General features: G+C 48.8%; 3 protein-coding genes and 1 pseudogene. All 4 read right to left on the bottom strand.

Annotated elements, in window-relative coordinates:
- Positions 1-275 precede the first annotated feature (275 nt).
- A complete protein-coding gene (locus ACQKE4_RS20680; protein ID WP_427390101.1) occupies positions 276-575 on the bottom strand; it encodes a HigA family addiction module antitoxin in 300 nt (99 codons plus the stop codon).
- Entirely contained in the window at positions 575-853 is a 279-nt protein-coding gene (locus tag ACQKE4_RS20675; RefSeq protein WP_427390100.1) for a type II toxin-antitoxin system RelE/ParE family toxin, read from the bottom strand. Before ACQKE4_RS20675 ends, ACQKE4_RS20680 begins: the two co-directional genes overlap by 1 nt.
- Positions 854-964: 111 nt before the next feature.
- Positions 965-1264: a helix-turn-helix domain-containing protein gene (locus ACQKE4_RS20670; protein ID WP_427390099.1), complete on the bottom strand. Its 300-nt coding sequence runs from the start codon at positions 1262-1264 to the stop codon at positions 965-967.
- Positions 1257-1539 (bottom strand): annotated as a pseudogene (locus ACQKE4_RS20665) (hypothetical protein); the annotation flags it as partial. The gene ACQKE4_RS20670 and the pseudogene ACQKE4_RS20665, both read right to left, overlap by 8 nt.

Here is a 1539-nt window from a genome sequence, read left to right as displayed (position 1 = left end):
TTCTCATGGGGGTAACCTCGTGTGGGCAAATGTGAGGTTACTGTAGGGCGAATGTCAGCCGGGCGGCAGGACGTCTTAGAATGAACGCTTACTTTGAGAAAGCTGTTGTTGTTCGGATTTCAATCATGTGTGAACTATAGTTAACGGAGGCCAGGCTGTCAACTGTGGTTAACAGACTGGTAATGTATAACTGAACCTTCTGACGCCTTGCTCAACGGCGCGCGTAAGCGCGTCCGGTGGAGGGCCGAAGGCCCGGAACGAATTGGAGCAACTTGTTAAGCTTGTGATGCAAATTCATAAGGGCGAACTTGCAGCATGGCCTGATGTTGACGAGCCGCCCAAAGATCATAAGCATTTTGCAGCCTGAGCCAGTGATCGGCCGATGGCTTTTTAAAGGCCAACTCAAGCCGTAGTGCCATTTCAGGAGTGATAGAACCTCGGCCATTTAAAACCTTGGATAATGTTTTACGGCTTATATTCAGGTGCTCAGAGACATCAGTAATTGTTACACCTGTTGGTTCAATTACTAACTCTTTGAGAATTTCACCCGGGTGAGCCGGATTATGCATACTCATTAGTGATAATCCTCATAGTTAACAATTTCAGCATCCTTACCAGTAAAGCGAAAAGTAACCCTCCAATTACCACTTACAGATACAGACCAAATGCCTTTTCGGTTCCCCTTCAATTCGTGCAAGCGGAGACCGGGCAAACCCATATCATCTGGACTTTCCGCCTGGTCAAGGTTGGTGAGAATCAGCCTCAAACGTTTGGCATGCTTCGCCTGAACTCCTGAAGTTTTGCCGGAACGGTAGAACCGCTCGAGTCCTTTGTGTACGAAGCTAATAATCATGCAGATACTGTAACCTCTATGGTTACGTAGTCAAGGGCTGACTTTGACGCTTAACGCTCAATTCAGCGGGTAATTGTTGCACAGCGAAAATTGATCCGCTGCAATTGTTTGTTAACCCCTAAGCGCAAGGTCTTCCCGAATAACCTCAGGATGACGGACAGCAATCTCGATAAGCGCTTTTGCAGGCCCTGATGGGTTACGTCGGCCTTGCTCCCATTCTTGCAAGGTGCGCGGAGAAATATGTAGTACCTCAGCAAACTCAATCTGGGTCAGCCCAGTTTTGCTCCGCGCCTCTGCAACCTCGTTAGGCTCAACACGACTGGTTCGGGCCGCTTTGCCAGCTTTCATTTCTTTGACAGATTGGAGTAACTTGTTACCAAGTTCCTCTGCTCTCAATATCTCGTTACTCATTTTCCAGCACCTCACGAACTGACTTCAGGATATGCGCGGGTATGTTTTCCTTAACGGCTTTTTTGTAGATCACCAACAACCAGATCTCGCCATTAGCCAACTTAGTGAAGTAGATGACTCGCACCCCACCGCGCTTCCCTGAACCCGCCACCGACCAACGAACCTTTCTACATCCACCACTTGCGTATTCCGCCCTATCGTGACCGCCCATTCCGTTTGAACGTGACCGTCTGTTCTGGATGATGGTGACCGCGCATTCCGTTTTATCGTGACCG

Origin of the sequence: Halomonas sp. NPDC076908 (genome assembly GCF_050269715.1) — a bacterium.
GTDB lineage: Bacteria > Pseudomonadota > Gammaproteobacteria > Pseudomonadales > Halomonadaceae > Vreelandella.
This window is presented reverse-complemented; position numbering and strand designations above follow the sequence as displayed.

Bases quoted from the DNA above. Each gene is read 5' to 3' on its own strand.
- ACQKE4_RS20680 (WP_427390101.1), bottom strand. From the start codon at position 575: ATGAGTATGCATAATCCGGCTCACCCGGGTGAAATTCTCAAAGAGTTA.
- ACQKE4_RS20675 (WP_427390100.1), bottom strand. From the start codon at position 853: ATGATTATTAGCTTCGTACACAAAGGACTCGAGCGGTTCTACCGTTCC.
- ACQKE4_RS20670 (WP_427390099.1), bottom strand. From the start codon at position 1,264: ATGAGTAACGAGATATTGAGAGCAGAGGAACTTGGTAACAAGTTACTC.